The sequence below is a fragment of the Oceanicella sp. SM1341 genome (assembly GCF_003448965.1).
Lineage (GTDB): Bacteria > Pseudomonadota > Alphaproteobacteria > Rhodobacterales > Rhodobacteraceae > Paroceanicella.
In genome coordinates this window covers 1-22,412 of record NZ_QRGC01000033.1, presented here as the reverse complement: position 1 = coordinate 22,412, position 22,412 = coordinate 1, and the positions used below count along the sequence as shown (strand labels likewise).

Here is a 22,412-nt window from a genome sequence, read left to right as displayed (position 1 = left end):
TCAGCGGCGGTTGAACACGGGGGAAAGCAGGGTGAGCGAGATGCCCTCCCATTTCTGCTCCGCGGCCGAGACCGCGAAGGTGAGCTTGTCGTCGGCGGCATCCCCGAGGGTGGCCTCGAGGAATTCGCGCGGGTCGGTCTTGCGGCCGAAGCGCTGGGAGAGGAACTTGGCGAAGCGGATGCGCCCGGCCAGCCCCTGCGGGGTGATCCAGGCGTCCACCTCCTCCGGCCAGCCGTTCGGCCCGCCGGGCTGCATCAGCGGCTGGCCCATCAGGATGAGGTGCCGCTTGGTCTGCTGCGCGAGGCGCATGCGCTGCTTCTCGAAGGACATGGCGTCGAAGGCGCGCAGGCAGGCGATGGAATAGTCGAGCGGCTGGCGCGCCTTGGTGAACTCCGGCTTCCAGGCCTGCTCGTGGTCGAGCAGCGCGGCGTAGACCGCCTTCAGGTCGCCGCCATCGCCCCAGGCCTCGGCCACCTGGGCCACGTGGCCCTCGTCCGGCGTGTCGGAGACGAAATGCACCACCAGCTTGCGGGCGATGTGCCGGGCGGTCTCGGGCTTGCGGGCGAGGTCGCGCAGGAAGTCCTTGGCGTCCTCCGGGTTGGCCTTCTTGCCACCGTAGGAAGCGCCGAGCACCGTCTCGGCGCCCGGCTCGGCGCGGTTTCCGGCGAAGAGCACGCCGCGCTCGGGGTTGACCGTGTAGCCGGTGAGCAACTCGGCGAACTGGACCACGTCCTCCTGGGTGTAGCTGCCGCCCACGCCCAGGGTGTGCAGCTCGAGCACCTCGCGGGCGAGGTTCTCGTTCAGGCCGCGATTGTTGCGCCGGCCGGCCACCGACTCGGGCCCGTAGGAGACGTTCTGGTCGAGGTAGATGATCATCGCCGGGTCGAGCGTGCAGGCGATGAGCATCTCGTCGAACTTGCCGGCCACGTGCGGGCGGATGGAATTCTCCACCATCAGCGGGCCGAGGGTGGCGAGGTTCACCCCCTTGGAGATCACGGTGAAATGATCGGCCCAGAAGGAGATCAGCCGCTCGCGGAAGCCCTGCGGCGACATCACCGGCGGCACGATGCGCCGGGCCTGCAGGGGCAGGCGCACCTCCGCCACCGCCTGGTTGGCGGCCTTCAGCGCGTCCGACATGCCCTTCTCGCCGTCCTCGACCTTGGCGCGCACCGCGTCGCGCCGCGCGCGGATGAGCTCGTAGACATGCACCACCGAAGGCAGGCCCCCGGCCGACATCGGGTCCGCCGCCTCGAGCTGGGCGGTCAGGTCTGCCGCGCCGGAGGGGGGCGTCTCGCCGGGGCGGAAGCCGTATCCGTAACGCAGGGCCGCAATGGTGGCAGTGCTGATGGACATGACGCCTCTTCACTGGATTCTTCAGGGGTTGGCAGGGTCTCGCGGATCTGTACGGGCGATGCGCCCGGTTCCGTCGTTCACTCTTGCGGGAGGATGTAGCGCGCCCCGGAGAGCGGCAAGCCCTTAAATTCGTGTCTCACGCGAATTTGCCCGCGACGCTCGCGCGGCCCGGCGCGGATTGCCAGCCGCCCGGCCTGCCGCTAGACCTGCGCCGGATGCGCCACTTGCGAGGGAGCCCGGCCGGATGCAGACCGTGATCACCATTTGCGACACCTGCCGCTTTTCCGAGGCGGAGAAGCTCTCGCCCGGCGGCGAGACCGGCGGCGCCCTGCTCGCCGCCCTGGTGGAAGAGGGCGCTCGCGAAGGGGCAGAAGGCTCGGTTGAAGGTGGGGCGGTCTCGGTGCGGCGGCACTCCTGCCTGATGGGCTGCGAGCGGCATTGCAACGTGGCGCTCTCGGCGCCGGGCAAGCTCACCTACGTGCTCGGCCGCTTCGCGCCGGAGGCGGAGGCCGCGGCGGCGATCCTCGATTTCGCCCGCCAGCACGCGGTCTCCGACAGCGGGCAGGTGCCGTTCCGCAGCTGGCCCCAGGGGGTGAAGGGACATTTCGTCGCCCGCATCCCGCCCTTGCCCGCGACATGAGCGACCACCCCTCCTCCTCGGCCCTGCGCGACCATGGCGGCGGGCTCGACGCCGCCGCGGCGCGCTGGGGCGGGCGGCCGCAGGACTGGCTCGACCTCTCCACCGGCATCAACCCCCGCCCCTGGCCGCTCCCCGCCCTGCCGCCCGAGGCCTGGACCCGCCTGCCCGACCGCGGCGCCTTCGCGGCGCTGGAGCGGGCGGCGCGCGCGCTCTGGCAGGTGCCGGACGGCCACACCGTGCTCGCCGCCCCCGGGGCCTCGGCCCTGATCGCCGCCCTGCCGCGCCTCACGGCCCCTGGCCGGGCGCATATCCCCGGCCCCACCTACAACGAGCACGCCGCCGCCTTCCGCGCCGCCGGCTGGCAGGTGGAGGACGGGCCGCTGCCGCCCCCACCCGGCCCTGACGACGTCACCGTGCTCGTGCACCCCAACAACCCCGACGGCCGCCGCTGGCGCCTCGATGACGCCGGCCCCGGCCCGCTCATCGTCGACGAGAGCTTCGCCGATGCCGAGCCCGGCCTCGCCCTGCCGCATGGCCGGCAGATCACGCTCAAGAGCTTCGGCAAGTTCTGGGGGCTCGCCGGGCTGCGCCTCGGCTTCGCCATCGGCCCGGCGGAGGTGATCGCCCCGCTCGCCGCCGCCATCGGGCCCTGGGCCGTCTCCGGCCCCGCCCTTGCCATCGGCGCCGCGGCCCTCGCCGACCGGCCCTGGGCGGAGGCCACGCGCGCCCGCCTCGCGGCCGATGCCGCCCGGCTCGACGCGCTGCTCACCGAGCGCGGCTTCACGATCGAGGGCGGCACGCCGCTCTTCCGCCTCGCCGCCTGCCCCGGCGGCGCCGCCCTTCAGGCCGAGCGGCTGGGCCGCGCGCATGTGCTGGTGCGCCGTTTCCCCTGGTCGGAGCGGCTGCTGCGCTTCGGCCTGCCGGGCTCCGAGGCGGGCTGGGCCCGGCTCGAAGCCGCGCTGGACTGAGGCTGCCCCATGTCCCACGCCGAGATGCTGCTGCTCGCCCTCGCGCTCGACGCCCTGTTCGGCGAGCCGGACTGGCTCTGGTCGCGCCTGCCCCACCCGGTGGTGGTGATGGGCCGGGCGCTCGGCCGGGCCGAGGCGGCGATGAACCGCGGCCGCCACCGCCAGGCGCGCGGCGCGCTGGTGCTCTTCGCCCTCGGCGCCGGGGCCGCGGCGGTGGGCGCTGCGATCTCCGCCCTGCCCGACGCCGGGCTGCTGGAGGCCGCAGCCGCCGCCACGCTCCTCGCCCAGCGCAGCCTGGCCGACCATGTCTCGGCCGTGGCGAGCGCCCTCACCCGCAGCCTCGGCGCGGGGCGCGAGGCGGTGGCGCGCATCGTCGGCCGCGATGTCGCCGCCCTCGACCGCGCCGGCATCTCCCGCGCCGCGATCGAGAGCACGGCGGAGAATTTCTCCGACGGGGTGGTGGCCCCGGCCTTCTGGTTCCTGCTCCTCGGCCTGCCCGGGCTCGCGCTCTACAAGCTGGTGAACACCGCCGATTCGATGATCGGCCACATGAGCCCGCGCTACCGCGACTTCGGCCGCGCGGCGGCGAAGCTCGACGACGCGATGAACTGGGTGCCCGCCCGGCTCACCGGCGCGATGCTCGCCCTCGCCGGCCGCAGCCGCGCCGCCTGGGAAGGCATGCGCACCGAGGCCCGACTGCACGCCTCGCCCAACGCCGGCTGGCCCGAGGCGGCAATGGCCGGCGCGCTCGGCGTCTCGCTCGCCGGCCCGCGCAGCTACGGCGGCACGCGCGTCGAGGCGCCCTGGATGAACCCCGGCGGCAGCCGCAACCCGGGCCCGGAGGACATCTCCCGCGGCCTCGCCCTCACCTGGCGGGCCTGGTGGGGCATGGCGGGGGCGCTTGCCCTGCTCGCCCTCCTCTCCTGAGCCGGAACGCCCCGGAGCGCTTGCGCCTGACGGCACCCGCCCGCCTGCCCGGGCTGGACAAGCCCGGCCGCCTCGGCCAGCATCCGCTGATACCGCAGCCCCCGGGGAGACATGCGCATGAGATCGCCCTACAGCAGGCTTGCAGGCGAAACCCCGCCCGCCATCGGCCACAACCAGGGCCCGCCGCTCGACCCCGGCACGAGCTGGCGCCGGCATTGCTGGGGTGCTGCGCGCAAGTCGCTCGTCGGCACCATCCCGCTCGAGGTGGTCCGCCGCCGGGTGAAGCGCGCGCGCGAGCTGGGGCTCGACTACCCGGCCTATGCCTCGATCCTGCTCGGCACCGGGCGCGACATTGTGGGCTTCCTCTTCACCTGCGAGGCGATCGGGCTGCGGCTGCAGCGCACCGTCAGCCTGCCGCTGCCGGTCACCGCCAAGCTCGGCGCGCTGGAGCGCTGCGAGCGCCTGCTGATGACCGACCGCGACACCGACCCCGCCCGCCTCTCCGGCCTGCTGGAGGACGAGCTGAAGCTGCGTTTCGCCGGCACCGGCCCCGAGCCGGAAAACCCCGCCCACCCCGCGGCCGGCCGCGCCGCCATCCGCGCCCTGCTCGACCCGCTGAACCTGCCGGGAGATGCGGTGGTGATGATCGGCACCCGCGCCGAGGAGCGCGACTGGGCCGAGGCCGCCCGCCTCGCCAAGTTCATGGCCGCCCCCGGCTACTTCGGCTCCACCGCCGCCTGAGTGCCTGCGGCACGGCTGAGCGCGGCAGGGCTGGAAGCGAAACGGCCGGGCGGGGCGAATCCGGACGCGGCGGGAGTGAGCCCGGCGCAGCTGCACGCAGCAGGGCCGACGCGGCGAGCGACGCATCGCGGCTGTGCGCGCCCGGGTTGACCGCAGTGGTCCGATCCCCGGGCGCAAAGGAGGCGCTGCCTCCATCCTGCCCCGTCACCCCGGCGCGGGCGGCCCGGCACCTCAGGCGCGGCAGGCCAGGCACCGGAAAGCGCCCTGCGCAGTGCACCCGGCCCCATGCCCGCAGGCACATGCGGCCGCAAGCGCCAGCCCAGGGTTCCGGATTTCGGAACAGGCGTCCCGATTGACGCGGCGACGCCCGCTCAGCGCGCCAGCGCCAGCAGGCCGTCGATGTCGCAATGCGCCTCGAGATGCGCCGCCAGCGCGTCCAGCGTCGCGTCGACCTCGGCGCCGTAGCCGATCCCGCCGGGCGTGCCGCCGAGCCCGGCGATCCAGGCAGCGCGGAAGGCGTCGGAGGTGAAGATGCCGTGCAGGTAGGCGCCCGCCACGCGTCCGTCGGCCGAGACGGCGCCCTCCGGCCGGCCGTCGATCTCCAGCCAGGGGCGGGCGCGGTCCGGGCCCTCGGTGGCGCCGATGTGGATCTCGTAGCCCCGCACCTCCGTGCCGCTCTCGGGGTGGCGGCCGCTCACCTCGGCGAGGCGCTTCTTCGGGTGCATCACCGTCTCGAGGTCGAGCAGGCCGAGGCCCGGCACCGCGCCCGGCGGGCCCTCGATGCCCCCGGGGTCGCGGATCACCCGGCCCAGCATCTGGTATCCGCCGCAGATGCCCAGCACCCGGCCGCCGCGGCGCAGGTGGGCGGCGATGTCGATGTCCCAGCCCTGGGCGCGCAGGAAGGCGAGGTCGCCCGCCGTGCTCTTGGTGCCGGCGAGGATCACCACCGCCGCGTCGCCGGGAATGGCCCGGCCCGGCGGCACCATCTCCACGCTCACCGAGGGTTCGAGCTTCAGCGGGTCGAGATCGTCGAAATTCGCGATGCGTGACAGCATGGGCACGGCGATCTTCAGCGGCCCGCCGCGGCTGGAGCCGATGTCCACCGCGTCCTCCGCCGGCAGCCGGTGGGCGCCGGAAAACCACGGCACCAGCCCGAAGGAGGGCCAGCCGGTGCGCGCCACGATCTCCGCCATGCCGGCCTCGAACAGGCCCGGGTCGCCGCGGAACTTGTTCACCATGATGCCGGCGATGCGGGCGGCATCCGCCTCCGCCAGCACCGCGCGGGTGCCGACGAGCTGGGCGATCACCCCGCCGCGGTCGATGTCCCCCACCAGCACCACCGGCGTGCCGCTCGCCTCGGCGAAGCCCATGTTGGCGATGTCGCCGGCGCGCAGGTTGATCTCCGCCGGGCTGCCCGCGCCCTCGACGATGACGAGATCCGCCTGCGCCTTCAGCCGCTCGAAACTCTCCAGCACCGCCGCCAGCAGCCGGGGCTTCATCGCCGCGTAGTCGCGCGCGCGCAGGGTGGCGATGCGCCGGCCCTGCACCACCACCTGGGCGCCGGTGTCTGTCTCGGGCTTCAGCAGCACCGGGTTCATGTCGGTGTGGGAGGCGAGGCCGCAGGCCCGCGCCTGCAACGCCTGGGCCCGGCCGATCTCGCCGCCATCGGCGGTGACGGCGGCATTGTTCGACATGTTCTGCGGCTTGAAGGGGCGCACGGTGAGGCCGCGGTGCACGGCGGCCCGGCACAGCCCCGCCACCAGCATCGACTTGCCCACGTTCGAGCCCGCGCCCTGGATCATCAGCGCCTTCGCCATGCTGCCCCCCTCCTGCTGCCGGCGCGAGCCTAGCCGCGCGGCGGGGCAGATGCCAGCCGGCTCAGCGGTCGCAGGTGACGGAGGCGAGATGCGTGGCCTGCGGGTCATGCCAGCGCAGCAGCAGCTTGCTGTTCGGCCCGTAGCTCGGCCCGATGCGCGGCGAGCGCAGGTCCGGCTCGCGCCCCGGCGTGTCCGGCGGCGGGGTAGAGAAACGCGGCGGCGGAATGGTGTCGGTACGCGGCGGGATGCGCTGGCGCTCGCTGCCGCGGGTGGGGGGAAAGGCGTCGCGCTCCTCGCGCGGCAGCGGCACGGCGGGCGAGCGTTCGGGCCTCGGGGCGGAGAAGCGCCCCTCGTCCTGCTGGCGCTGCGCCATCTCGGCCACGGGGTCGAGCAGCACGGCGTGCAGCGTGCCCTCCGGCCGGCGCCACACCGCCTCCACCGCTTCCACGGCGCCCGCCGCCCGGCGGGTGCAGTAGCGCGCTGCCGGGCCCCATTCCGCCACCAGCCCGGCGACCACGTCATCGAAGCTCACCTCCGGCCCCGGCGGGTCGAACAGGATCTGGCGCAGGCCGTCCTCGTCGAGTTGCAGCCAGGCGCGGAAGGCCTGGCCACCCACGGCGGCCGCCTCCAGCCGCAGCGGCGCCGCGAGCCCGGCACCATATTCGCGCGGCGGCTCCACCGCGCGCGCCGCGCCGCCCAGCGCGGCACGCAGCGCCGGCACGTCCGCGTTCCAGGCCAGCGTTTCCCAGGCTGCCGCCTGCTCGCCGCCCGTCTGGCCCGCAGCCTGACCCGCTGTCGCCGACAGCCAGCCCGCGCCAAGCGCGGCCGCGAGAGCCCCGGCCCGCCGGATGTGCCTGTTGCTGCGTCGCATGTGGTCCTCCTCTGCTGCCGGGCGTCACCTGCGCGGCAGGCCCCCGAGCCTAGGGCGCCCGAGGCGTGGCTGCATTCACGATTTATTCAGCCCGCCCGTGCCAGCCTGTCTCATCGCGGGACGAGTGCCGCGCCTGGCGCCCCGCGATGCCGCGCGGGGCCGAGATCCTCTCCGGGTCATCCTGTCCGGAAGCGGCATCGCAAGGGCGTGCTGAAGGGACATGGAGTTGCCGATGCGGAATGCAAGCGCTGTCGCACGCGGGCGGGGAGGCCGGCGCCCGTGCCGAGCGTCTTGAGCCGCCTCGCCGGCCCGCTTCGCCGCCGGCTGCGCCGGGCCGGCCGGCAAGGGCTCTTGCTGCCGGCCATGCTCCTCGCCGCCTGCACCGGCCCCTACCCGAGCGACATGCTGCTCCGCCCCGTGGTGGAAACCTATCCGCTGCCGAACCGGACCTATCTCACCTTCTCGCCGGCCACCGGTTTCGAGGTGGAGTACTTCGCCCCCGACGGCACGGCGCAGCTCTGGGCGCCGCACGCCGGCGCTCCGGTACCCGGCGTCTGGCGCGTGGAGGACCCGCTGCGCCGCAAACCGGGCGCCCCACCGCCGGACAAGCCGGTGCCGGACACCTCGATGACCGAGCTTCTGTCGAAGGCCTCGCCCGCCTTCCATGGCGCCGAAGCGAAGCTCTGCCGCCGCTACGGCGCCCGCGCCAGCCCCGATCTTCCGTCCTGGCAATGGGAGTGTCTGCCCGTGCGACGCGAAGCTGCGCAGGTGGTCGCGGTACGCGAGGGAGACATATATCGCCTGCGCAGCGGCACTCTGCCCGCGCTTCTGTTGCAGCGCTGCCGCCCGCCGGACCAGTTCGAACTGCTGCGCGACGTGAGCTGCTGAGCACGGCGCGCGCCAATCCCCCCGGAGCCCCCTCCTGCGGAGAACGGAGAACGGAGAACGGAGAACGGAGAACGGAGAACGGAGAACGGAGAACGGAGAACGGAGAACGGAGAACGGAGAACGGAGAACGGAGAACGGAGAACGGGCCTGGCTGCAGGCAGCCCCCCTGCAAACCCCCGCCCCCCGGCCTCGCAAATGTGACCGCACCGCCTGAACCGCGCGAGAGGGGCCGCGCCTGACCGCGGATGCGCGCGCACACAGGCTTGTGCGGCGCAGTTTGTCACGACCCACCACACGGAGGCCGAGCGGCCCCCGACACCGTGATTGCGCCTCCCGCGGTGGCGGGCGGAACACGGGCAACTCGCCCGGGCAGAAGCGCCTGGCTCTGCCCCGGCCCACCCCACGCAGGCCCCGCAGGCAGATCGCCCGGGTCCCGCAGCGGCGGAGGCCCGGAGAGGCCTTCGCCACGCCCGCCGAGCTGCAGGGGCCGCGAGGCCCCTTCGGCGAGGCGGGCGTTCCTCGCCCGTAGGTTCAACCGGCGCCGGCCTTTCACGGGGGCCCGCCGCCCTTCGGGACGGCTCGACGCGCTACTCGGCGGCGATGGCCGGGCTCGCGGCGTGGATCCAGTTCCACATCCGCACCGGGGTCATCGGCATGTCCACCCGACGCACGCCGGCCGCCCAGACGGCATCGAGCGCCGCGTTGGTCACGGCGGCGAGCGCGCCCACCGTGCCGGCCTCGCCGCAGCCCTTCATGCCGATGTCGTTGGCCGTGGAGGGCACCAGCTCGGCATGGAACGGGATCATCGGGATGTCGTCGGCCCGGGGCATCGCGTAGTCCATGAAGCTCGCGGAGAGCAGCTGGCCGTCGGCATCGTAGACCACCTGCTCGGTGAGCGCCTGGCCGATGCCCTGCGCCACGCCGCCATGGATCTGGCCCTGCACCAGCATCGGGTTCATCAGCACGCCGAAATCGTCGACCACGGTGTATTTCACCACTTTCGTCACGCCAGTCTCGGGGTCGACCTCCACCTCGACGAAATGCGCGCCGTTGGGGTAGGAGCGGCCGGGCACGGTGTTCTCGTGGTCGGTCACCAGCAGGTCGAGCTTGCCGGCGCGCCGGGCCCGGGCCGAGAGGCTCATCAGGTCGGTGGTGCGGTCGGTGCCGCGCACGCGGAACAGCCCGTCCTCGAAGTGGATGTCGGCGGAGGACACCTCGAGCTCCTCCTCGGCGAGCGGCATGAAGCGGTTCACCATCACGTCCGTGGTGGCGTTGATCGAGTTGCCCTGCATGGTCACCGAGCGCGAGCCGCCGGTGCCGCCGCCATGGGCGATCAGGTCGCTGTCGCCCTGCACGAAGCGGATCTTCTCGAACGGAATGCCCGAGCGGCTGTGCAGGATCTGCGCGAACACCGTCTCGTGCCCCTGCCCGTTCGACTGGGTGCCGACGTAGAGGTCGACCATGCCATCCTCGGCAAAGGCGATCTTGGTGGATTCGTTCTGCGCCCCGAGGATCGATTCGATGTAGTAGCACAGCCCCAGGCCGCGCAGCTTGCCGGCCGCCGCCGAGGCCTCGCGCCGGGCGGGGAAGCCGGCGATGTCGGCCTCGGCCACCGCGCGGTCGAGCACGCGGTTGAAATCGCCCACGTCGTAGAGCTCACCGGCCACCGAGCGGTAGGGGAAGGCCTCCTTGGGGATGAAGCTGCGGCGGCGGAAGGCCACCGGGTCCTGGCCGAGCTCGCGGGCCGACCAGTCCATCAGCCGCTCGATCACGTAGATCGCCTCGGGCCGGCCAGCGCCGCGGTAGGCGTCGATGGGCGTGGTGTTGGTGAACACGCCCTTCACGCCGAAGAACGCCTTCTGCACGTCGTAGACGCCCGGCATCACCTTCAGCGCCAGCTCGGAGGGGATGTACTGCGCGAAGGCCGAGCAATAGGCGCCCATGTTGGCCACGCAGTTGATGCGCAGGGCGATGAGCTTGTACTCGGCGTCGAAGGCGGCCTCGGCGGTGGTGACATGGTCGCGCCCGCCCACGTCGCTCATCATGCCCTCGCCGCGCTCGGCGAGCCAGCGCACCGGGCGGTTCAGCATCCGCGCCGCGGTGGCGAGCAGGAAGTGCTCGGGGTAGTTGTAGCTCTTCATGCCGAAGCCGCCGCCCACGTCGGGGTTGGTGACGCGGATGTCCTCCGGCGCCATGTGCAGCTTGGAGGCGAGCTCGGATTTCGTGTCCCACACGCCCTGGCCGTTGAGCGCGAGATGCAGGCGCTTGCCGTCCCATTCGGCATAGGCGCCGCGGGTCTCGACCGGGTTGGCGATGACGCGGTTGTCGATCAGCTCCAGCTTGGTGGTGTGTGCGGCGGCGGCGAAGATGCCGTCGATCTCGGCCTCGTCGCCATGCGCCCAGTCGAAGGCGACATTGTCCGGCGCCTCGGCATGCAGCGGCTCGCCGCCGGGCGCGGTGTCGACATGGGCGGGAAGCTCCTCGTACTCGAAGGCGATCAGTTCGCCCGCGTCGCGCGCCGCCTCGATGGTCTCGGCGATCACCACCGCCACCGGCTGGCCCACGAAGCGCACCCGGTCGGTGGCGAGCAGCGGGTAGACCGGGGCGGCACCGGAGGAGCCGTCGCGGTTCTTCACCGTGGAGAAATCCATCGCGTTGTCGCACTTGCCCTCGAGATCGGCCGCGGTCAGCACCGCGAGCACGCCCTCGGCCGCGGCGGCCTCGGAGACATCGAGCGAGGTGATCGTGGCGTGGCCCACCGGCGAGCGGAACACCCACAGATGTGCGGCGGTCGCGGGGGCGAGATCGTCCACGTACCGCCCCTTGCCGATGAGAAACCGGGTATCCTCGACACGGGTGACGGGCTGGCTGACACCGAACTTGGTCATGGCGGGCGCTTCCTTTCGCAGATTCGCCTGTGAAGGTAACGAATGGTGCGCCTGCGTCCATCCCCCAAATGCCGCCAAGCCCCGGAACCGGCGCGGGATTCGCCGCGGCGTCAGTAGCCCCAGAGCGCGGGTTCGGCGAATTCCACCGAGTTTCCCGCCGGGTCGCGCACGTAGAGCGAGCGCGCGCCGTTGGGCCAGCGGAAATCCGCCTCGGCCGGGTGGCCGGCCGCCTCCAGCCGGGCGCGCAGCCGGTCGAGCCCGGTGCTGCGAAAGCAGACATGCCCCGGCCCGGTGGCGCCGTGCGGCGGTACGGGGAGGGCGGCGTCGGGGGCGCTCTCGCAGGTGGCGGCGGGGTCGAAGACGAAGAACATCGAGGGGCCGGCGCGGAAGAACACGTGCCGCCCCGCCTCGCGCATCACCACCGACAGGCCGAGCAGGCCGCCGTAGAAGGCCTCTGCCGCGACGAGGTCGGAGGCATAGAGGCAGGTCTCCAGCAGCCCGTCGACCAGCGCCTCGCGGCCGGTCGCTTCGTGGGGTGTGCTCATGGGCCTGTCCTCCTGTTCCGGGCACCGTCGCCGGCAGCCTAGCGCAAGCCGGCGGGGGTTCGCCACGGCAGGTTGTCCCGGCGGCTTCACATCGGGTGCCGGGCCGCCTATCGTTGCAAACGAAACGAAGCGAGGGGCAAGTTCATGACCGTTCTCTACGACTACTGGCGCTCGTCCGCCGCCTACCGCGTGCGCATCGCGCTGAACCTCGCCGGGATCGCCTACGAGAGCGTGCCGGTGAACCTGCTCACCGGCGCGCACCGCACGTCCGAGCACCTGGCGCGAAACCCGCAGGGGCTGGTGCCGGCGCTGGAGATCGACGGGCAGACCTTCACCCAGTCGCTCGCGATCATCGAGTATCTCGACGAGACCCGGGGCGCGGGCTTCCTTCCGCAGGAGCCGGCGGCGCGGGCCCGGGCCAGGGCCACCGCCTATGCCATCGCGATGGAGATCCACCCGGTGTGCAACCTGCGCGTCTCGCGGCTGGTGGCCGAGCGCTCGGGCGGGGCGATGAGCGTTCAGGACTGGATGGAGGCCTTCCTGCCGGCAGGGCTTGCGGACGTGGAGAGGCTGATCGCCGGCGAAGGGCAGTTCTGCCACGGCGATCACCTGAGCATCGCCGACATCTGCCTGGTGCCGCAGGTGTTCAACGCCCGGCGCTACGGCATCGACCTCTCGGCCATGCCGCGCATCTGCGCGGTGATGGAGCGGCTGGAGGCGCTGGAGCCGGTGGCCGCCGCGCATCCCGACCGGGTGGGCCCGCCCCCCGAAGCCTGAGGGCGGAGGCGGGCCCGGGACGTCACGCAGCCTTCGCGCCGGCAGCGGAAAGCGTCTTCGCCGACGCTGGCCGGGTGCCGTCGGGAGATGGAGGGCCCGGCGCCCGCTCCTGTCGGGAAGATGCGGAACGGGGTGTGTTCGGTGGCGGGAGGGTAGCGAGACGGGCGGGCCATCGCCCGATGGCCGCAGCGCGGGACGGCGGCCGTGGCGCGAGCGGCGAAAAACGTCGGACGGGGGCATCGAGCCCCCGACCGCCGTGTCGCCGCGTGCCGCGTCTCCGGCGCGGGGCCGGAGGGCGGCGCGGTGTATCAGGCCTCTTCGGCGGCGAGGAAGCGCTCGGCGTCGAGCGCGGCCATGCAGCCCATGCCGGCCGAGGTGACGGCCTGGCGGTAGACGTGGTCCGTCAGGTCACCGGCAGCGAAGACACCGGGCACCGAGGTGCGGGTGGTGCCGGGCTGCACGGTGACATAGCCGCCGTCATGGGTCTCGAGCTGGTCGGCGACGAGCTCGGAGGCCGGGGAATGGCCGATGGCGATGAACACGCCGTCGGCCTTCACCTCGCGGGTCTCGCCGGTGCGCACGTCCTTCAGCACGGCGGAGGTGACGCCGAGCGGGTCGTCGGCGCCGATCACCTCTTCCAGCGTGTGGTGCCAGATGGTCTCGATCTTGGGGTTCTTCGCCAGCCGGTCCTGCAGGATCTTCTCGGCGCGCAGGGTGTCGCGGCGGTGCACCAGCGTGACCTTGGAGGCGAAGTTGGTGAGGAACAGCGCCTCCTCCACCGCGGTGTTGCCGCCGCCGATCACCAGCACCTCGCGGTTGCGGTAGAAGAACCCGTCGCAGGTCGCACAGGCGGACACGCCGAAGCCCTTGAACTTCTCCTCCGAGGGCAGGCCGAGCCAGCGCGCCTGGGCGCCGGTGGCGAGGATCAGCGCGTCGGCGGTGTAGGTGGTGCCCGATTCGCCCTTCGCGGTGAAGGGGCGCTGCGAGAGGTCGACGGAGGCGATGTGGTCCATGATGATCTCGGTGCCCATCGCCTTGGCGTGGGCTTCCATCTTCACCATCAGGTCGGGGCCCTGGATCTCGCTCTCGCCGGGCCAGTTCTCGACCTCGGTGGTGATGGTGAGCTGGCCGCCCGGCTGCATGCCCTGCACGAGGATCGGCTCGAGCATGGCGCGCGAGGCATAGACGGCGGCGGTGTAGCCGGCCGGGCCGGAACCGATGATCAGCACGCGGGTGTGGCGGGTCTCGGACATTCTCTCGCTCTCCTGTCGTCGCGGCCGGGCGGGCCGGGGAGCGGTCTATATAGGCAAGGGCGCGGGCGAGGGGAAGCCGAGCCGCCCGCAGAGCATGGCGGCCATGCGCTCGGTCTCTGCCAGGGGCTCGTAGGACCACGCGCCCGGCCCCTCGGCGGCGGGCCGGGTGATGCCGCGGGCCTGCAGCGTGGCGTGGAAGCGGCGGAACTTCGGGTCGACCTGGCCGAGGCCGGAGACATGCACCGGCCGGCCGGTGACCGCGGCCTCGGAGGTCATGTTCACGCTGTCCTCGGTGACCATGATGGCATCCGCAGCACCCAGCAGGCCGGGATAGGGGTTTTCCCCCTCCCCGTCCCAGATCCAGGCATCGGGGCGGGCGGCGCGGATCTCGGGCACCACCCAGGAGGGGGTGCGGCGCGACGGCGTGGCGAGCAGCGACCAGCCCTCGAAGAGCGCGAGATCCTCGAGCAGCCGGGCGAGGGAAGCACGGTCGAAGCGCGCCGAGCGGCTGGGCCCGCCGAGCAGCAGCACCAGCCGAGGGGCCGGCAGCGCGGGCAGCCAGGGCGGCGGCACCAGCGCGCGGCCGCCCAGCCGGTTGAGCGCGCCGAGCGAGGTGAGCACGTTGGGCCCGCGCAGCCGGTCATGCTCGGGCACGATCACCGCGTCGAAATCGGCGGTGGCCATCTGCGGGTCCAGGATGGCGACGGCGCGTGCCCCCCCGCGGCGCAGGGCCGCGGCGGCGAGGTTTCCCCGCCGGCCGGCGCCGATCACCATGTCGGGCACGCCCTCGAAGGCCGGGCCGGGACGGAAGGCGAAGCGGCCGAAGCCCGCCGCCATCCGCTGCGGCAGGGCGCGGAAAACGGGCTTGAGACGCACCGCGTGCTCGTCTATCTGCGCAGGGAACCGCCGGGCCAGCGCCTCGGCCAGCCCCAGTGCCTGGGTGGCATTGCCGGGCCTGCCATCGGTCACCACGCGGATCTTCAGGGAATCCCTATCCAAATCTTGCTTAATCTCGCAACTTTATTGCCCCCGGGGCGCGGGCAGGATAACAAGAGTCCGAACCGCCCCCCGGCGGCACAGTCACATGCGATATTAGACCGAACATGCCCAGCATCAAACTAGACCCGATCGACCGCCGGATCCTCGCCGAACTGCAGGCCGACGGCAGGATGACGAATGTCGAGCTTTCCCGGCGCGTGGGCATCTCGGCACCGCCCTGCCTGCGCCGCGTGCGCGCGCTGGAGGAGACCGGCTTCATCACCGGATACCATGCCGAGGTGAACTCGCGCGAGCTCGGCTTCGAGGTGATGGTCTTCGCCCTGGTGAGCCTGATCAGCCAGGCCGAGGTGGACCTCTCGGCCTTCGAGGCCCGGGTGCGCTCCTGGCCGCTGGTGCGCGAGTGCCACATGCTCAACGGCGAGATCGACTTCATGCTCAAATGCGTGGCGCCGGACCTCTCGAGCTTCCAGCGCTTCCTCACGGAGAACCTCACCTCGGCCCCCAACGTGGCCAGCGTGAAGACCTCGCTCGTGATCCGCTGCGGCAAGGACGAGCCGGGCGTGCCCTTCGAGGTGGTGGAAGAGCGCGCCCGCTCCGAGAGCTGAAAGCCTACCCCGCCCCGGTCGCCGGGCACAGGCGCCGTTTCGACGCGGGCCCGGGCGATGCCGCGCCCCGCCCGCCTCACACCACGTCCAGCGCGAGCGGCAGGCGCGAGAGCGGGTCGGCCCCGGCCTCGGTGACCAGCGAGGTGCGGCCCAGCGTCATCGCGGTGCCGCTGTCGCTGTCCATCAGGATCATGTGCAGGAAGAACACCTGGCCGGGCACGATGGCGGCCGGGGCGGCCTCGTAGAACATCTCGCGCTCCATCCAGCTCGGCGAGAAGCGCGCGCCCAGCGCGTAGCCGCAGGCGTTGAGCCGGTGCGAGGAGAGGCCGCGTGCGTCGAGCGTGGCGGCATGGGCGGCGAAGACATCGCCCATCACCGCGCCGGGCCGCAGGGCGGCCTCGCAGGCGAGCAGCGCCTCCTCGGCGGCGGCATGCAGCTCGACATGGCGCGGGCGCGGCCGGCCCACCACCACCGTGCGCATCAGCGCCGCGTGGTAATGCCGCCAGACCCCGGCCCATTCCAGGGTGAGCTGGTCGTCGGCACCGAGCGTGCGGCGGCCGGAGGCGTAGCGGCACAGCAGGGCATGGGCGTCGGAGCCGATGATCACCTCGTTGGCCGGGTAGTCGCCGCCGCGGGCGAAGATCTCGCCCTGCAGGGCGGCGAGGATGGCGGCCTCGTCGGCGCCCGGGCGGATCAGCGGCAGGGCGGCCTCGTAGGCGGCATCGCCCAGCTCGGCCGCGCGGCGCACGCAGGCGATCTCGGCCGGGCTCTTGACCAGCCGCAGCGCCGAGACGAGGCCGGAGGCCGGCTCCAGCCGCGCCTGCGGCAGGGCGGCGGCGAGGCGCAGCCAGTTCTGCGCCGTGAGGCCGTGGGTGTCGGTCTCCACCCCCAGCCGGGCGGTGGCGGGCAGGCCCAGCCCGGCCAGCAGGGCGGCGAGGTCGCGGCCCGGGTCGGCGTCGGCCGCGTCCTTCCAGATGCGGATGTCGGCGATGGTGGAGGTGAGCTGCGCCTGTCGCAGGTCGGCCGAGCGGGTGAGCAGCACCGGCGCGCGGCCCGGCACCGCCACCAGGCACTGGAAGAAGCAGTAGCCGAAGGTGTCATGCCCGGTGAGCCAGTACTGGCTCTCGGGCGCGAACATCAGCAGCGCGTCGAAGCCCGCGGCGGCGATGGCGGTGTCGAGGGCGGCCTGGCGGGCGGCATATTCGGCCGGTTCGAAATGCAGCATGGCGGGCCCTCCCCGGGGTGTTTCAGAGGCGGATGATGGAGATCAGCCGGCCGTAATCGGCCTCGCCGGCATGGGTGGTGCGGCGGAAGGAGAAGAAGCGTCCGGGGTCGGAATAGGTGCAATGGCCGGTCCATTCCGCCTCCAGTCCCATGGCGCGCAGGCGGCCGAGCACGAAGCCGGGGAGGTCGAAGAGCATGCGGTCGCCGGTGCCGTTGGCGAAGTGGCGGGCATAGGCGGGGTCCTCGGCGAGGAAGGTGTCGAGAAACTCCGGGCCCACCTCGTAGGCGCGCTGGCTGATGCAGGGGCCCACGGCGGCGCGGATCTCGCGGCGCGCGGCGCCGAGCTGTTCCATCGCCGCCACCGTGGCCTCCAGAACGCCGCCGATGGCGCCCTTCCAGCCCGAGTGCGCCGCCCCCACCACGCCGGGCGCGGAGAAGAGCACCGGCGCGCAATCGGCACTCAGCACGCCGAGTGCGAGGCCCTCGCGGTCGGTCACCATGGCGTCGGCCTCGGGGCGGGTGGCGAAGGGCTCGGTGACCGTGATCACCCGGTCGGAATGCACCTGCGCGAGGCTGCACAGCCGGTCCGGGGTGAGGCCCATCGCCTCGGCCGCGCGGGTGCGGTTGATGGTCACCATGCTCGACTGGTCGGAGGAGCCGGGGCCGCAGTTGAGCCCCGCGAACACGCCCGAGGAGGCGCCGCCCCGCCGGGTGAAGAAGCCGTGGCGTGCGGAGGCCAGCAGGTCGGAAGTCAGGATTTCCAGCGTCATTCTCTCCCCTCGAAGCCGGGTGGCGGCGGATCGTCCGGCCCGGTGAGCGCCAGAACCTTGAAGAGTCGCCCCATTTGTTCCGGCGAGACCAGCCGAGTCAACTGGCCCCGCAGCGCCTCCTGCCCGGCGTCATCGGCGCGGGCGGCGAGCGCCTCGGCCCGCGCTCCGGCGCCGAGGCGCATCAGGTAGGCGCCCTGCTCCGCATAGCCCGCCACCCGTGCGCCGGCGGCAGAGGCCGCGGCAGCGAGGGCCGCGAAATCCACATGCGCGGTGAGATCCGCCTCGCCCGGGGCCTCCAGCGGGTCGGCCACGGCGTGGTTGCGCAGGGCCTGGAACGTGTCGCCCTGCCCGTCCCAGCCGCCGTAGTCGATGGCAAGCGCGAGCCCGCCGCGCGCCGCCAGCCGGCCGCCCAGCGCGGTGGCCACCGCCTCGCCCGCCGGGCAGATCTCGCGCACAACAACGCCCTCGGGTGCTGCGCCGAAGCGCGGCATGGGCACGGGGGGGGCGAGACCGAGGGTGAGCCGCCCGCCCTCCAGCCCCACCATGCTCTCCGCCCAGCCCGCGGGCCCGGCGGAGCGGAACTGGCGGATGGGCAGCGCGTCGAAGAACTCGTTGGCGAGCAGGAACAGCGGCAGGTCGGGCAGCTCGGCCACCGTATCGGCCCAACTCACCTCGAAGCCCTCCAGCCGGCGCTTCTGCGCGGCGCGCAGGGCGGGGCTGGTCTCCACCAGCCAGATCCGCGCGGCGGCGTGGAAGCCGGGCACCCGGGCGGTGGCGCGCAGCACGTCGGCCATCAGCGTGCCGCGGCCGGGGCCGAGCTCGGCCAGCAGGAAGGGCGCCGGCGCGCCGCGCGCCATCCAGGCCTCGGCGAGGGCGAGGCCCAGCATCTCGCCGAAGATCTGGCTGATCTCCGGCGCGGTGGTGAAATCGCCGGCCGCCCCCAGCGGGTCACGCGTGGGGTAATAGCCGAACTCGGGATGCGCGAGGCACAGCGCCATGTAGTCCGACAGGGGCATCGGCCCCTCGCGCGCGATGCGCCGGGCGAGGATCTCGCCCAGGCTCATGCCGCCCGGCGCCCCCGCCGCCAGGACCAGGCGAGGAAGGCGAGCCCGGCCAGCACCATCGGCACCGAGAGCACCTGCCCCATGGTCACCCCCATCGCCTCCGGCCCGGTGCCGAAGCGGAAGATATGGCCCCAGGGGTTGTCCGGGGTGATGAACTGGCCGTCGCCCTGGCGGAAGTTCTCCACCAGGATGCGCGCCGCCCCGTAGCCGGTGAGGAACACGCCCACCATGCGCCCCGGCGCCTTCAGCCAGCCGAAGCGGAAGGCGAGAACGGCCATGAGCAGCAGCAGGAGGAGCCCCTCCAGCCCCGCCTCGTAGAGCTGCGAGGGGTGGCGGGCGCAGACATCGCCGGGCCACCATTCCGGGCAGGGCGCGCCGGGAAACACCATGCCCCAGGGCACGTCGGTGGGCCGCCCCCAGAGCTCGCCGTTGATGAAGTTCGCCAGCCGCCCCAGCAACAGGCCGATGGGCGTGGCCATGGCCACCGCGTCGGCCACCTGCAGCACCGGCAGGGCGCGGCTGCGCGCGTAGAGCAGGATGCCCGCCACCACGCCCAGCATGCCGCCGTGGAAGGACATGCCGCCGTCCCAGACCTTGATGATCTCGAGCGGATTTTCGAGGTACTGGCCGAGGTTGTAGAACAGCACGTAGCCCAGCCGCCCGCCCAGCACCACGCCGAGCACCATGTAGGTGAGCAGCTCCTCGGGCTGTTCGCGGGTCATCGGCGCGCGGTCCCCCGGCCAGAGCCGCGGCCGGCTCACCAGCCAGACGATGTAGCGCCAGCCCAGCAGCAGGCCCACGATGTAGGCCATCGCGTACCAGCGCAGGCTGAGGGTGGCACCGAACAGGTCGACGGAGAAGATCACCGGGTCGATATTCGGGAATTGCAGCACGAGCGGCATGGTCACCTCGGGAGTTTCACGCGCCCCTCGTGCCGGGGGGTGCCCCCCCTGTCAAGCCTCGGCGCGCCGGGGCGCGGGCCTGCCGCGGGGGCAGAAACACCGCGCGGGCCGCCTTGGCATTCGGCCCGGCCCGCGCCATATTGCCCTGCAACAGACCCCGAACCCCGGAGAGGCCGCCATGCAGACCCGATCCAAGATCTTCGACGACATGTCCCAGCTCATGACCAATGCGATGGGCGTGGCGCAGGGCGCGCGCACCGAGGCCGAGACGGCGATGAAATCGCTCATCGACCGCTGGATGGCCGACCGCAACCTCGTCACCCGCGAGGAGTTCGACGCCGTGCGCGCCATGGCCATCAAGGCCCGCGAGGAGAACGAGACCCTCAAGGCCCGCATCGCCACGCTGGAGCAGAAACTGGGCTGAGGCCCGCCTCTCGCCCCCCCGCGCGAGACCAACCCCGACACTGGTCACGGGCCGCCCGCAGCCGGCGGCCCGAAGCCGCCCCGAGAGGCCTCCGGCAGGCCCCGGGGCCCCTTTACCCCGCGGTAAAACCCTGTCACCTCTTGTGCACCCGACCCCGGGGCACGTCCGCGCCAGGCGCAGCGCTCCCCGATCATTCCGAGAGACGAGACGAAGGGAGCGAGGCGCCATGAAGATGCGCGAGAACCGATTCAAGACCCGGCTGAAGGCGGGCGAGGTGCAGTACGGGATCTGGGCGATGCTCTGCTCCACCGCCGTCACCGAGATCATGGGCGGCAGCGCCTTCGACTGGGTGCTGATCGACACCGAGCACGCGCCCAACGAGCTGCCGGGCATCATCGACCAGATCCGCGCCCTCGACACCACCGACACCCCCGCCCTCGTGCGCCCGGCCTGGAACGACACGGTGCTGATCAAGCGCCTGCTCGACTCGGGCGCCGAGAGCTTCATCATCCCCTTCGTGCAGACCGCCGAGGAAGCGCGCGCCGCCGTGGCCGCCACCCGCTACCCGCCGCAGGGCGTGCGCGGCGTGGCCGGCGTGAGCCGCAACGCGGGCTACGGCCGGGTCGCCACCTACCTGCAGGAAGCGGCGGACCACATCGCCGTGGTCGTGCAGATCGAGAGCCGCGAGGCGATGGCCAACCTCGAGGAGATCCTCGCCGTGGAGGGCGTGGATGCGATCTTCGTCGGGCCCGCCGACCTCGCCGCCTCCATGGGCCATCTCGGCAACCCCGGCCACCCGGAGGTGCAGGCCGCCATCGCCGAGATCGCCGAGCGGGTGAAGGCCGCGAACGGCCGCATGGGCATCTTCACCGGCGGGGCCGAGGACGCCGCCCGCGCCGCCGCCCTGGGCTATCACTTCATGTCCGTGGGCGCCGACGTGATGGTGTTCACCAGGGCCATCGACGCGCTCGCCGCCCAGGTGAAGGGCTGACACGCGGCCGGGCCGGCGCCTTCGGGGCCGGCACCCGCCCCTGCCGGGCCGCGCGCGTGTGACGCCAGCCGCCCCCTGCCCGCCGGTCCGAAACCTCACGACCCCGCGGGCACCGCACCGGGCTCCGGGTCGCGGAAGCCCCACCCGGCATGGCGCCCGAGCGCCCCGGCCACGGCGCTTCCAGGGGGGGGGGACGCGCGAGCCCCCGCTCCGCCTTCCCATGCACGGCCGCATGGTTGCGAAGCTGCGGCCGCTCGCCGGTGGGCGCTGCGCCCGGACTCACCGCCCCGTCGGGGGCGGGGCCCGCACGCCCGCTCCGGCCCCCGGCCGCGAATTCCATGCATTTTCCAAGCCGCTTGCGAAAGCGGTTCCGAAGCGCCATTTTCCGGACATGACGTCGCCTCGCTTCACCCGTGACATGATCATCGAAGCCGTGCGTGCCCCCTCGCTGGGCGGCACCTCGGACTACGACCTGAACCCGGACGTGCGCAAGCTGCTGCCCCCGGGCTACAAGCTGCGCCCGGCCGCGGTGCTCTGCCCGCTCATCGAGCGGCGGCAGGGCGTGCAGGTCATCCTCACCCGCCGCGCTGCCACCCTGCGCCACCATGGCGGGCAGGTGGCCTTTCCCGGCGGCAAGGTCGACCCCGGCGATGCCGGCCCGCTCGACGCCGCCCTGCGCGAGGCGCATGAGGAGATCGGGCTTGCGCCCGACGAGGTGGATATCGTCGGGCCGATCGACGGGCACGAGACCGTGACCGGCTTCTCCATCTCGCCCTTCGTGGGCTTCGTGGCCGAGAGCTTCGTGCCGGTGCCCGAGGCAGGCGAGGTGGAGGAGGTGTTCGAGGTGCCGCTCGACTTCCTGATGGACCCGGCCAACCACCGCCGCGGCCACCGCATGCAGAACGGCAACCGGCGCTACTTCTACGAGATGCCCTTCGAGCAGCACTACATCTGGGGCGCCACGGCGCGCATCCTCAAGGGGCTGTCGCTGCGGCTGGGCGCGCTGGAACGGGCATGAGGCTCACCGAGAGCTGGCTCGCCGCCGCCCCCACCCGCGCGGTGATGGCGGCGCTGGCCCGCCCCGCCCCCGGCGCGCCGCCCGAGCCGCGGCGCGCGCTCTTCGTGGGCGGCTGCGTGCGCAACGCGCTGCTCGGCGCGCCGGTCTCCGACATCGACATCGCCACGCCGCTCGCGCCTTCCGAGGTGATCGCCCGGGCCGAGGCGGCGGGGCTGCGCGCGCTCCCCACCGGCATCGACCACGGCACGGTGACGGTGCTGAGCGAGGGCATCCCGCACGAGGTCACCACCTTCCGCCGCGATGTCGCCACCGATGGCCGCCACGCCGAGGTGGCCTTCACCACCGAGATCGCCGAGGACGCCCGCCGCCGCGACTTCACCATGAACGCGCTCTACGCCGACGCGGAGGGCGAGGTGGTCGACCCGCTCGGCGGTCTGCCCGACCTCGAGGCCCGCCGGGTGCGCTTCGTGGGCGACGCGGCGGCGCGCATCGCCGAGGACCACCTGCGCATCCTGCGCTTCTTCCGCTTCCACGCCTGGTACGGCGACCCCGCGCGCGGGCTCGACCCCGCCGGCCTTGCCGCCTGCGCGGCCGGCGCGGCGGGCGTCTCCGCCCTCTCGCGCGAGCGGGTGGGGGCGGAGATGCGCAAGCTCCTCGCCGCCCCCGACCCCGCACCGGCCCTGGCCGCGATGGAGGGCTGCGGCGTGCTGGCCCGCGCCCTGCCCGGCGCGCAGGCGGCCCGGCTCC

Annotated in this window: 21 protein-coding genes and 1 pseudogene; 11 read left to right on the top strand and 11 right to left on the bottom strand. The window is 73.1% G+C overall.

Features of this window, described 5'->3' with window-relative positions; all coding sequences use genetic code 11:
* Positions 1-1,353, bottom strand: a complete 1,353-nt coding sequence (locus D3P35_RS22235; RefSeq protein ID WP_118138038.1) for a DUF1800 family protein — start codon at positions 1,351-1,353, stop codon at positions 1-3.
* A gap of 244 nt (positions 1,354-1,597) precedes the next feature.
* Here D3P35_RS22235 and D3P35_RS22230 point away from each other — a divergent pair, with 244 nt between their 5' ends.
* The 4 genes from D3P35_RS22230 to D3P35_RS22215 all read left to right on the top strand — a co-directional run bounded on the left by D3P35_RS22230 (position 1,598) and on the right by D3P35_RS22215 (position 4,629).
* Entirely contained in the window at positions 1,598-1,993 is a 396-nt protein-coding gene (locus D3P35_RS22230; RefSeq protein ID WP_118138036.1) for a DUF1636 domain-containing protein, read from the top strand.
* The gene (locus D3P35_RS22225) at positions 1,990-2,961 is read left to right on the top strand and encodes an aminotransferase class I/II-fold pyridoxal phosphate-dependent enzyme (RefSeq protein ID WP_118138034.1); all 972 of its coding nucleotides are present in this window, start codon (positions 1,990-1,992) and stop codon (positions 2,959-2,961) included. The genes D3P35_RS22230 and D3P35_RS22225 overlap by 4 nt, the downstream gene beginning before the upstream one ends.
* 9 nt (positions 2,962-2,970) lie before the next feature.
* On the top strand, positions 2,971-3,888 hold the full coding sequence (gene cbiB, locus D3P35_RS22220) for an adenosylcobinamide-phosphate synthase CbiB (RefSeq protein WP_118138032.1): 918 nt from the start codon (positions 2,971-2,973) through the stop codon (positions 3,886-3,888).
* Positions 3,889-4,005: 117 nt separating this feature from the next.
* Positions 4,006-4,629 (top strand): hypothetical protein, encoded by a 624-nt coding sequence (locus D3P35_RS22215; protein ID WP_118138029.1) that lies wholly within the window; start codon positions 4,006-4,008, stop codon positions 4,627-4,629.
* A gap of 371 nt (positions 4,630-5,000) precedes the next feature.
* On the opposite strand, the gene D3P35_RS22210 is transcribed toward D3P35_RS22215, so the two are convergent.
* Both D3P35_RS22210 and D3P35_RS22205 read right to left on the bottom strand, forming a co-directional pair.
* On the bottom strand, positions 5,001-6,446 hold the full coding sequence (locus tag D3P35_RS22210) for a cobyric acid synthase (RefSeq protein WP_118138027.1): 1,446 nt from the start codon (positions 6,444-6,446) through the stop codon (positions 5,001-5,003).
* A gap of 61 nt (positions 6,447-6,507) precedes the next feature.
* The gene (locus D3P35_RS22205) at positions 6,508-7,317 is read right to left on the bottom strand and encodes a hypothetical protein (protein WP_118138025.1); all 810 of its coding nucleotides are present in this window, start codon (positions 7,315-7,317) and stop codon (positions 6,508-6,510) included.
* A gap of 279 nt (positions 7,318-7,596) precedes the next feature.
* Here D3P35_RS22205 and D3P35_RS22200 point away from each other — a divergent pair, with 279 nt between their 5' ends.
* A complete protein-coding gene (locus tag D3P35_RS22200) occupies positions 7,597-8,205 on the top strand; it encodes a hypothetical protein (RefSeq protein WP_157982266.1) in 609 nt (202 codons plus the stop codon).
* A gap of 587 nt (positions 8,206-8,792) precedes the next feature.
* Here the strand turns inward: D3P35_RS22200 and D3P35_RS22195 are convergent.
* On the bottom strand, positions 8,793-11,093 hold the full coding sequence (locus D3P35_RS22195) for a xanthine dehydrogenase family protein molybdopterin-binding subunit (RefSeq protein WP_118138021.1): 2,301 nt from the start codon (positions 11,091-11,093) through the stop codon (positions 8,793-8,795).
* Positions 11,094-11,203: 110 nt separating this feature from the next.
* A complete protein-coding gene (locus D3P35_RS22190; RefSeq protein WP_118138019.1) occupies positions 11,204-11,638 on the bottom strand; it encodes a VOC family protein in 435 nt (144 codons plus the stop codon).
* Positions 11,639-11,782: 144 nt separating this feature from the next.
* Here D3P35_RS22190 and maiA point away from each other — a divergent pair, with 144 nt between their 5' ends.
* Positions 11,783-12,415, top strand: coding sequence for a maleylacetoacetate isomerase (gene maiA / locus D3P35_RS22185; RefSeq protein ID WP_118138017.1), 633 nt, complete (start codon positions 11,783-11,785; stop codon positions 12,413-12,415).
* Between the two features lie 308 nt (positions 12,416-12,723).
* On the opposite strand, the gene trxB is transcribed toward maiA, so the two are convergent.
* Both trxB and D3P35_RS22175 read right to left on the bottom strand, forming a co-directional pair.
* Positions 12,724-13,668: a thioredoxin-disulfide reductase gene (trxB, locus tag D3P35_RS22180; protein WP_118138015.1), complete on the bottom strand. Its 945-nt coding sequence runs from the start codon at positions 13,666-13,668 to the stop codon at positions 12,724-12,726.
* A 45-nt stretch (positions 13,669-13,713) separates the two neighbouring features.
* A complete protein-coding gene (locus D3P35_RS22175; protein WP_157982265.1) occupies positions 13,714-14,667 on the bottom strand; it encodes a mitochondrial fission ELM1 family protein in 954 nt (317 codons plus the stop codon).
* A gap of 104 nt (positions 14,668-14,771) precedes the next feature.
* Here D3P35_RS22175 and D3P35_RS22170 point away from each other — a divergent pair, with 104 nt between their 5' ends.
* Positions 14,772-15,272 (top strand): Lrp/AsnC family transcriptional regulator, encoded by a 501-nt coding sequence (locus D3P35_RS22170; RefSeq protein WP_118138011.1) that lies wholly within the window; start codon positions 14,772-14,774, stop codon positions 15,270-15,272.
* A 76-nt stretch (positions 15,273-15,348) separates the two neighbouring features.
* Here the strand turns inward: D3P35_RS22170 and D3P35_RS22165 are convergent, their stop codons facing one another.
* From D3P35_RS22165 to lgt, 4 genes are read right to left on the bottom strand one after another with little or no spacing between them, the layout of a single operon-like run.
* Entirely contained in the window at positions 15,349-16,497 is a 1,149-nt protein-coding gene (locus D3P35_RS22165; protein ID WP_118138009.1) for a Xaa-Pro peptidase family protein, read from the bottom strand.
* A gap of 22 nt (positions 16,498-16,519) precedes the next feature.
* Complete coding sequence (pgeF, locus tag D3P35_RS22160; RefSeq protein ID WP_118138007.1) at positions 16,520-17,266, bottom strand: peptidoglycan editing factor PgeF; 747 nt, start codon at positions 17,264-17,266, stop codon at positions 16,520-16,522.
* Positions 17,263-18,330 (bottom strand): class I SAM-dependent methyltransferase, encoded by a 1,068-nt coding sequence (locus D3P35_RS22155; protein WP_118138005.1) that lies wholly within the window; start codon positions 18,328-18,330, stop codon positions 17,263-17,265. The genes pgeF and D3P35_RS22155 overlap by 4 nt, the downstream gene beginning before the upstream one ends.
* Complete coding sequence (gene lgt / locus D3P35_RS22150) at positions 18,327-19,232, bottom strand: prolipoprotein diacylglyceryl transferase (RefSeq protein ID WP_118138121.1); 906 nt, start codon at positions 19,230-19,232, stop codon at positions 18,327-18,329. The genes D3P35_RS22155 and lgt overlap by 4 nt, the downstream gene beginning before the upstream one ends.
* Before the next feature lie 178 nt (positions 19,233-19,410).
* On the opposite strand from lgt, the gene D3P35_RS22145 reads away from it, so the two are divergent.
* The 4 genes and pseudogenes from D3P35_RS22145 to D3P35_RS22130 form a co-directional block, all read left to right on the top strand.
* A complete protein-coding gene (locus D3P35_RS22145) occupies positions 19,411-19,656 on the top strand; it encodes an accessory factor UbiK family protein (protein ID WP_118138003.1) in 246 nt (81 codons plus the stop codon).
* Between the two features lie 226 nt (positions 19,657-19,882).
* Complete coding sequence (locus tag D3P35_RS22140; RefSeq protein WP_118138001.1) at positions 19,883-20,647, top strand: HpcH/HpaI aldolase/citrate lyase family protein; 765 nt, start codon at positions 19,883-19,885, stop codon at positions 20,645-20,647.
* A 391-nt stretch (positions 20,648-21,038) separates the two neighbouring features.
* On the top strand, positions 21,039-21,665 hold the full coding sequence (locus D3P35_RS22135; protein ID WP_118137999.1) for a CoA pyrophosphatase: 627 nt from the start codon (positions 21,039-21,041) through the stop codon (positions 21,663-21,665).
* Positions 21,662-22,412 (top strand): annotated as a pseudogene (locus D3P35_RS22130) (CCA tRNA nucleotidyltransferase); the annotation flags it as partial. The gene D3P35_RS22135 and the pseudogene D3P35_RS22130, both read left to right, overlap by 4 nt.

Excerpts from the sequence above, each read along its gene's own strand:
- D3P35_RS22195 (WP_118138021.1), bottom strand. The coding sequence starts at position 11,093 with ATGACCAAGTTCGGTGTCAGCCAGCCCGTCACCCGTGTCGAGGATACC.
- D3P35_RS22140 (WP_118138001.1), top strand. The coding sequence starts at position 19,883 with ATGAAGATGCGCGAGAACCGATTCAAGACCCGGCTGAAGGCGGGCGAG.
- maiA (WP_118138017.1), top strand. The coding sequence starts at position 11,783 with ATGACCGTTCTCTACGACTACTGGCGCTCGTCCGCCGCCTACCGCGTG.
- D3P35_RS22215 (WP_118138029.1), top strand. The coding sequence starts at position 4,006 with ATGAGATCGCCCTACAGCAGGCTTGCAGGCGAAACCCCGCCCGCCATC.
- D3P35_RS22230 (WP_118138036.1), top strand. The coding sequence starts at position 1,598 with ATGCAGACCGTGATCACCATTTGCGACACCTGCCGCTTTTCCGAGGCG.
- D3P35_RS22155 (WP_118138005.1), bottom strand. The coding sequence starts at position 18,330 with ATGAGCCTGGGCGAGATCCTCGCCCGGCGCATCGCGCGCGAGGGGCCG.
- cbiB (WP_118138032.1), top strand. The coding sequence starts at position 2,971 with ATGTCCCACGCCGAGATGCTGCTGCTCGCCCTCGCGCTCGACGCCCTG.
- D3P35_RS22145 (WP_118138003.1), top strand. The coding sequence starts at position 19,411 with ATGCAGACCCGATCCAAGATCTTCGACGACATGTCCCAGCTCATGACC.
- pgeF (WP_118138007.1), bottom strand. The coding sequence starts at position 17,266 with ATGACGCTGGAAATCCTGACTTCCGACCTGCTGGCCTCCGCACGCCAC.
- D3P35_RS22235 (WP_118138038.1), bottom strand. The coding sequence starts at position 1,353 with ATGTCCATCAGCACTGCCACCATTGCGGCCCTGCGTTACGGATACGGC.
- D3P35_RS22135 (WP_118137999.1), top strand. The coding sequence starts at position 21,039 with ATGACGTCGCCTCGCTTCACCCGTGACATGATCATCGAAGCCGTGCGT.
- D3P35_RS22170 (WP_118138011.1), top strand. The coding sequence starts at position 14,772 with ATGCCCAGCATCAAACTAGACCCGATCGACCGCCGGATCCTCGCCGAA.
- D3P35_RS22205 (WP_118138025.1), bottom strand. The coding sequence starts at position 7,317 with ATGCGACGCAGCAACAGGCACATCCGGCGGGCCGGGGCTCTCGCGGCC.
- trxB (WP_118138015.1), bottom strand. The coding sequence starts at position 13,668 with ATGTCCGAGACCCGCCACACCCGCGTGCTGATCATCGGTTCCGGCCCG.
- D3P35_RS22225 (WP_118138034.1), top strand. The coding sequence starts at position 1,990 with ATGAGCGACCACCCCTCCTCCTCGGCCCTGCGCGACCATGGCGGCGGG.
- lgt (WP_118138121.1), bottom strand. The coding sequence starts at position 19,232 with ATGCCGCTCGTGCTGCAATTCCCGAATATCGACCCGGTGATCTTCTCC.
- D3P35_RS22190 (WP_118138019.1), bottom strand. The coding sequence starts at position 11,638 with ATGAGCACACCCCACGAAGCGACCGGCCGCGAGGCGCTGGTCGACGGG.
- D3P35_RS22165 (WP_118138009.1), bottom strand. The coding sequence starts at position 16,497 with ATGCTGCATTTCGAACCGGCCGAATATGCCGCCCGCCAGGCCGCCCTC.
- D3P35_RS22210 (WP_118138027.1), bottom strand. The coding sequence starts at position 6,446 with ATGGCGAAGGCGCTGATGATCCAGGGCGCGGGCTCGAACGTGGGCAAG.